This is a genomic window from Actinomadura logoneensis (assembly GCF_003428695.1).
GTDB lineage: Bacteria > Actinomycetota > Actinomycetes > Streptosporangiales > Streptosporangiaceae > Spirillospora > Spirillospora logoneensis.
In genome coordinates, this window is record NZ_QURH01000893.1 from 1 (window position 1) to 6,566 (window position 6,566).

A 6,566-nucleotide genomic window follows, 5' to 3' on the forward strand; every position below is an offset into this window, starting at 1 on the left:
CCGACGTCGCGGCCCGGGAAGCCGTGGCCGCGCAGCAGCGCCAGCACGGCCGCGCTGCCGATCCGGGTCTGGACGCCTCCGGTGTGCGCCAGCCGGGCGCCGCGGACGAGCGGGGCGCCGACGGCGGGCATGTAGCCGATCTCGCCCGCGCCGCCGGTCGCGCCCCGGTGCGGGCGGCCGTCCAGGACGACCGCCATGCCGACGCCGTCGCCGACCCACAGCAGCGCGAAGTCGCGGACCCCGGCGGCCTGTCCCGCCCCCATCTCGGCGAGCGCGCCGAGGTTCACGTCGTTCTCGATCTCGACCGGGAGGCCGAGCCCGGCGGCCAGGTGCCCGGTGATGCCCGGCAGGTGCCAGCCGGGCAGGTGCGCGGCGTACCCGAGGCGTCCGGTCGCGGGGTTCACCGCGCCGGGGATCCCGACGACGATCCGGTTGAGCCGGTCGCGGGTGAGGCCCGCGGCGGCCACGGCGCCGTCCACGGCTGCGGCGGCCCGGGCGGCGGCGTCCACGTTCGCGCGGCCCGGCGTGGCCAGGACGTGCTCGCCGACGACCGTCCCCGTGAGGTCGGCGACGGCGGCGACGATGCGGCGCGGCGTGACGTCCAGCCCGGCGACGTGCGCGGCGGACGGGACGATCCGGTACAGCTCGGCGGTGCGTCCGGGGGTGCCCTCGCGCACCCCGTCCCGCATGACCAGCCCGGTCTCCTCCAGTCGCGCGAGCAGCTGGGACGCGGTGGGCTTGGAGATGCCGGTCAGCCGGGACAGCTCGGGGCGGGTCAGCGACCCGTGCGCGAGCAGCGCCTCCAGCGCGGCGCGGTCGTTGATGGCCCGCAGCAGGCTCGGCGTGCCCGGGGTGGGCGCGGACGCGTCGGACGGCATGGACATGTTCCGGCGGGCCTCCCAGAGTTAGGAAACTTTCCTAACGTGGCCCTGAAAGTAAGGACTCCTTCCGAACCCGTCAACCCCTCGTCACCGATTCGTTGCCGGAGCCCGCCCGGCGACGCCGACGAGGCCGCCCCCGGGCGCCGGGGACGGCCTCGTGATGGATCCGCGGGACGCGGTCAGCGGGACAGCAGGTCCCGGGCGATGTGGGTCACCTGGATCTCGTCGGTCCCGGCGTAGATCTGGAAGGACTTGGCGTCGCGGGCGAGCTGCTCGACGCGGTACTCGCTCATGTAGCCGTTGCCTCCGAACAGCTGCACGGCCTCCTGGGTGACCTCGGCGGCGGCCTGCGCGGCGTACAGCTTCATCGCCGACGCCTCGGCGAGGGTCGGGGTGCGGCCCTTGCGCTGCATCTCCACGTGGCGGAACACCAGGTTCTGGACGTTCAGCCGCGCCACCTCCATCTTCGCCAGCTTCAGCTGGATCAGCTGGAAGTCGCCGATCGGCTTGCCCCACAGTTCGCGCTTCCGGGCGTAGTCGACCGACAGGCGCAGGCATTCTTCGATGACGCCGAGCGCCATGGCGGCGACTCCGGCCCGCTCGGTGACGAAGTTGGCCTTGGCGGACTCCCTGCCGCTCTGCGCGCTCGTCCCGCCGCCGGTGAGCAGCCGGTCCTCGCCGGCGCGGACGTCGCTGAGGAACAGCTCGCCGGTGGGGGAGGAGTGCAGGCCCATCTTGCGCAGCGGCTTGCTCTGCTCCAGGCCCGGCATGCCCCGGTCGAGGACGAAGGTGAGGATCTCGCGGTCGCGCGGGTCGCGGCCGTCGTCGAGCTTGCAGTAGAAGACGATCGTGTCGGCGTACGGGCCGTTGGTGATGAAGGTCTTGGAGCCGTTGAGCACGTAGCCGTCGCCGTCGCGGCGGGCGGTGGCCTGCATCCCGCCGAACGCGTCGGACCCGGAGTTCGGCTCGGTGATCGCCCACGCGCCGACCTTGTCCATGGTCAGCAGGTCCAGCCCCCAGCGCCGCTTCTGCTCCGCGCTGCCGCGCTTCATGATCGTCCCGGCGGCGAGGCCGAGGCTGACGCCCATCGCCGTGACCAGGCCCGGCGACACCTTGCACAGCTCCACGATCGGCAGGATGTTCAGCGAGGCGTTCCCGCCCCCGCCGGACGCCGCGCCGTCACCGTCCCCTGCCCCGTCGCGGCCGTCGCCGTCGGCGGACGCGGCGCGCTCCTCCTTCGCCAGCCGGGCCTCGAAGGAGGAGCGGGCCATCTCGTCCATGCCGAAGGTCCGGAACAGGTCCCGGATCAGGTCGTAGGGGGGTAGGTCCCCGGCGTCCAGGGCGTCCATCCGGGGCCGGACCTTCTCGTCGACCCAGGTGCGCACCGCGTCGCGGATCATCACGTCCTCGTCGGACCATTCGATCATGCCTCGTCCCGCCTTCCTCGGACCCGTTTCGTCCGGACCATCCTGGCAGACGACGAAAGTGACCGCTTACAGAGGGGCGTCCCGCTCGGCGCCGCGCCCACGAAGGGCGTGTTAATGATCTACATTGTAAAGGTGCCGGCCTGGACGCGACATCGTCCCTACATGGTGGTCCCGCCCGAGACGTCGAGCCGATGACCCGTGACATAGCGGCTGTCGTCGGAGGCCAGGAAGGCGACGGTGTCGGCCACGTCCTGGGGTGTGCCGAGCCGGCCGAGGGGCGTCTGTGACGACAGCCAGGCCCGGACGTCGCCGACCAGGCGTCCTTGGTGCATGTCGGTGTCGATGACGCCGGGGGCCACGAGGTTGACGGTGATGCCGCGCGGGCCGAGCTGCTTGGCCAGGGCGAGGGTCATGACGTCGAGTGCGGCCTTGGACATGGCGTAGTCGATCGCCCTGGGCATGGCCGCCCCCCGGGTCAGCATGGTGCCCACGGTGATGATCCGTCCTCCGTCGCGCAGGCGGGGCAGGGCCTGCTGGGTGATGAAGAACGGGGCGGTCGTGTTGACCGCGAACAGGTGCTCGAAACCCTCCCGGGTGACGCCGTCGATCTCGCTCTGGCCGCCGAGGACGCCCGCGTTGTTGACCAGGATGTCCAGCCCGTCGGCGTGCGCGTCGAAAGCGGACCACAGTGTCTCGGCGTCACCGGGGGCGCCCAGCTCGGCCTGGACGGCGAAGGCTCGCCCGCCGGACGCTTCGATGGCTGCGACGGTCTCCTCGGCGGCGGCGTGGTTGCCGCCGTAGTGCACGGCGACCCGGGCGCCCTCGTGGGCCAGCCGAATGGCGATCGCTTGGCCGATGCCCCGGCTCGCGCCGGTCACCAGTGCGGTCCTGCCGGTCAGTGTCGTCATGGTCATGCCCCTCTGTGCGGTGCGGTGGACGGATGCGGCGTCGATGTCCGCGGCGCCCATTCGCGTACGGCGTACCTGAAACGGCACCGTAGCTATTCAGGTACCATGTACGCAAATATGCGGGAGGGGTGCGCGTGACCGACGAGGGAGCGATCAGCATCTGGATGCGGCCGGTGGTGCGGGAGCGCTCCGGCCCGGGGCGCCGCCCCGGCTACAGCCGCGAGCAGATCACCCGGGCGGCCGTCCGGATCGCCGACGCCGAGGGGGTGGACGCCGCGACCATGCGGCGGGTCGCGGGCGAGCTGGGCACCGGGGCCATGTCGCTCTACCGCTACGTGCCCCGGCGCGACGACCTGTTCGACCTGATGATCGACCTGGTGATGAGCGAGGTCGAGCTCCCCGACGGCCCGTCGGGCGACTGGCGCGGCGACCTGACGCTGCCGGCCTGGGGGATCCGCGCCGCCGGCCTACGCCATCCCTGGCTGGTCGGGCTGCTCACCAGCCGTCCCACCCTGGGTCCCCACCTGCTGCGTGTGCACGAGTTCGCGCTCGGGGCGTTCAGCGGGACGGGGCTCGACATCGACGACGTCACCGGATTCGTCGGCATGCTGAACGACTACGTCCACAGCGCGATCCGCCGCGAGGTCGGCTGGCTGGAGGAGGCCCGCCGCACCGGTCTGGACCCCGAGCGCTGGAAGCGGGACTACATGGGACCGTACGTGCGCCAGGTCGTCGAATCCGGTGCCTTTCCCCTGTTCAGCCGCTCGATCCTCGACTCCCGCACGGCCCGCCTGGACCCCGAGGAACGGTTCCGGCACGGACTCGACCGCGTCCTCGACGCCATCGCCGCGCTCATGCCCTCGCTCCCTCCTCGGTGAGGAGGCGGTGGCGCGCCGGTCATGCTGCCGCCCGGCCGTAGGCGGCTCGGCGCTCAGGAACGCGTGGGTGACGCCGGGCGCGTGCGGCCGCCCGTCCAGCCCGGAGGGCGGACGGGCGGGCAGCGGCGGTCAGGCGTGCTCGACGGTCAGGCGTGCTCGACGGTCAGGCGTGCTCGGCCGCGGTTCCGCCGGTGGTGTCACCGGCGACGTGGGCGGCCTCCATGTCCTTCGCCTCCTTCGCGGCGATGTCGCGCCACCACGCCTGCCCGGACTCGGGCAGGGTGTGGATCGGGTCGTAGTACTCGTAGCGGCGGTTGAGCGCCTCGGGGTCGGCGAGCTCGATGCCGGTTCGGTAGTTCTTCGTCCAGTAGGAGATGCCGCGGTCGCGGTCGTACTCGGCGAGCTGGTGGACCCAGCGCTTGCCGACGTAGGGGACGTCGCAGACGATGCGCGGGGTGGCGAAGCCGGGCAGGTAGCCCATGATCGCGTGCTGCAGCCGCTGCGCCTCCCAGACGGCCAGGCGCCAGTGCTCGGAGCCGGGGATCATGTCGCACATGTAGAGGTAGTACGGCATGATGCCGGCCTCGTCGAGCAGCGCGAACGACAGGTCGAGCAGAGCCTCGGGGGAGTCGTTGACGCCGCGCAGCAGGACGCCCTGGTTGCGGACGTCGCGGATGCCGGTGTCGAGCATCGCGCGGGCGGCGCGGGCCACCAGCGGGGTGACCGAGGAGGCGGCGTTGACGTGGGTGTGGAGCGCGATCTGCACGCCGCGCTCGTTGGCCTTGGCGGCCAGGCGCTCCATGCCGGCGCGGACCTCGTCCTGCAGCCAGTGCTGGGGGAGGCCCATGAGGGCCTTGGTGGCCAGCCGGATGTCGCGGATGTTGTCGATGTCGAGCAGGGCGTCGACGAAGGACTCCAGGCGCGGCCAGGGGAGGTTGGCGACGTCGCCGCCGGAGACCACGACGTCCCGGACGCCGGGGGTGCGGCGCAGGTAGTCGAGCATGGCGGCGTGCCGGTCGGGGGGCTTGATGGTGAAGCGGTGCTTGTCGACGGCGGGGGTGGAGTTGCCGACCAGGTCCATGCGGGTGCAGTGGCCGCAGTACTGCGGGCAGGTGGACAGCAGTTCGGCGAGGACCTTGGTGGGGTAGCGGTGGGTGAGTCCCTCGACGGCCCACATCTCGGCCTCGTGGAGGGAGTCGCGGGTGGCGTAGGGGTGGGACGGCCAGTCGGTGCGGCGGTCGGAGTGGACCGGGATCATGTAGCGGCGCACCGGGTCGGCGTAGAACGCCTCGGTGGACGAGGTGTCCATGGTGTTGATCATCTGCGGCGGGACGAGCATCGACATGGTGGCGCGCTCGCGCTGGTCGCGTTCGAGGTCGGCGTAGAACGCCTCGTCGAGCAGGTCGCCCATGACGGCGCGGAGCTGGCGGATGTTCTTGACGCAGTGGGCGCGCTGCCACTGGGCCGACTCCCACTCGGCGGTGGTGACGTCGCGCCAACCGGGGAGACGCCGCCAGTCCGGTTCCGTCAGGGGCCTGCGCCGGTAGGCGTAGGGCTGTCCGGCGTGTTCGGCCGGTGCGGGGCCGGCGGTGTCGGGACGCAGGGCGGTGGTCATCGTTGACCTTCTCTCCTCGCGATGCGATGTGATCGCGTGAAAGTCTTGTATATGTACGGCGGTACGGGAAGACTTCCGCGTGAAGTAGTGATACCCCGGATATCTTTCGGGACTCGTCCGGGGCTGGTCGGGAGGTGGCGCGTGCGGGAGACCGGGACCGGTGGAACTTCCGAGGTCGCAGCGGGTGCGGGGGTGGCCGCGGGCACGGCCGGGAGCGCGGCCGTGGACACGGCCGGAGGCGCCGTCGGGCGGGCCGTGGGACTGCACCGGGTGCTGGAGCCGGCGGGGGTGCTGCCGCAGGCGGCGCACCGGCTGGACGCCGATCCGGCGATCGGCCCGGACGAGGTGCGGATCGCGGTCGAGCGGCTGAACCTGGACGCGGCGTCCTACCGGCAGCTGCGCACCGCGCACGGCGGTGACGGCGCGGCGGTCCGGGCCGAGGTGCTGCGGATCGTCGGTGAGCGCGGCAAGATGCACAACCCGGTGACGGGATCGGGCGGGATGCTGGTCGGCACGGTCGCCGAGGTGGGGCCGGAGTCGCCCCTCGGGCTGAAGCCGGGTGACCGGGTCGCCACACTGGTGTCGCTGACGCTGACGCCGCTGGCCATCACCGACGGGCTGGCCCGCTGGGACGGGCTGAGCGAGCAGGTCCCGGCGGAGGGCCACGCGATCCTGTTCGCGCGGTCGATCGCGGCGGTGCTGCCGGACGACCTGCCCGTCCCGCTGGCGCTGGCGGTCATGGACGTGTGCGGGGCGCCCGCGCTGACGCACCGGGTGGTGGCGGCGCGTCCGGCGCCGCCGACGGTGGCGGTGCTGGGCGCGGCGGGCAAGAGCGGGTCGCTGGCGCTGGCGGCGGC

6 protein-coding genes are annotated in these 6,566 nt (G+C 72.5%); 2 read left to right on the forward strand and 4 right to left on the reverse strand.

The window, feature by feature from the left end; translation table 11 throughout:
* The 3 genes from DZF91_RS30085 to DZF91_RS30095 all read right to left on the reverse strand — a co-directional run.
* On the reverse strand, window positions 1-884 hold an 884-nt coding region (locus tag DZF91_RS30085), incomplete at its 3' end, for an ROK family transcriptional regulator (protein WP_235834655.1).
* Window positions 885-1,060: 176 nt separating this feature from the next.
* Entirely contained in the window at window positions 1,061-2,308 is a 1,248-nt protein-coding gene (locus DZF91_RS30090) for an acyl-CoA dehydrogenase family protein (protein ID WP_117360476.1), read from the reverse strand.
* A gap of 158 nt (window positions 2,309-2,466) precedes the next feature.
* Window positions 2,467-3,216, reverse strand: coding sequence for an SDR family oxidoreductase (locus tag DZF91_RS30095; protein WP_117360478.1), 750 nt, complete (start codon window positions 3,214-3,216; stop codon window positions 2,467-2,469).
* A gap of 134 nt (window positions 3,217-3,350) precedes the next feature.
* Between DZF91_RS30095 and DZF91_RS30100 the strand changes: the two genes are divergently transcribed.
* Window positions 3,351-4,094 (forward strand): TetR/AcrR family transcriptional regulator, encoded by a 744-nt coding sequence (locus DZF91_RS30100; RefSeq protein ID WP_235834656.1) that lies wholly within the window; start codon window positions 3,351-3,353, stop codon window positions 4,092-4,094.
* A gap of 163 nt (window positions 4,095-4,257) precedes the next feature.
* On the opposite strand, the gene DZF91_RS30105 is transcribed toward DZF91_RS30100, so the two are convergent.
* Window positions 4,258-5,709, reverse strand: a complete 1,452-nt coding sequence (locus DZF91_RS30105; protein ID WP_117360477.1) for a KamA family radical SAM protein — start codon at window positions 5,707-5,709, stop codon at window positions 4,258-4,260.
* A gap of 222 nt (window positions 5,710-5,931) precedes the next feature.
* Here DZF91_RS30105 and kdd point away from each other — a divergent pair.
* Window positions 5,932-6,566, forward strand: a 635-nt coding sequence (gene kdd / locus DZF91_RS30110) for an L-erythro-3,5-diaminohexanoate dehydrogenase (protein WP_456236664.1), incomplete at its 3' end; no start/stop codon positions are given.